We start from the raw sequence: 263 nt of genomic DNA, 5'->3' as shown, positions 1-263 counted from the left end.
GCGGATCAAAGTGTGTTTGCTCACTCCCCGCAGCTTATCGCAAGCTACTACGTCCTTCATCGCCTGTAATCGCCAAGGCATCCACCATGTGCACTTATTCGCTTGTCCCTATAACGTTAGCCTCTGATGGATAAACCATCAAAGAGCGCTACAGGGATAAGAAAGTACAACGTTGTTGCTTGTTTGTTGATACATACAATCATTACCCATCGATTTACCTTTTACGGCAAACCGATCAATAAATAATCTTTACTTCTTCCAGA

General features: G+C 43.3%; 1 rRNA gene. It reads right to left on the bottom strand.

The features are described from left to right. Positions 1–108 (bottom strand): 23S ribosomal RNA (locus MRBLMS1_RS21935); the annotation flags it as partial. Positions 109–263: the final 155 nt, after the last annotated feature.

The organism is Massilia sp. LMS1-1-1.1, assembly GCF_040815535.1.
In the GTDB taxonomy this organism is placed as follows: domain Bacteria; phylum Pseudomonadota; class Gammaproteobacteria; order Burkholderiales; family Burkholderiaceae_D; genus Janthinobacterium; species Janthinobacterium aestuarii.
This window is presented reverse-complemented; position numbering and strand designations above follow the sequence as displayed.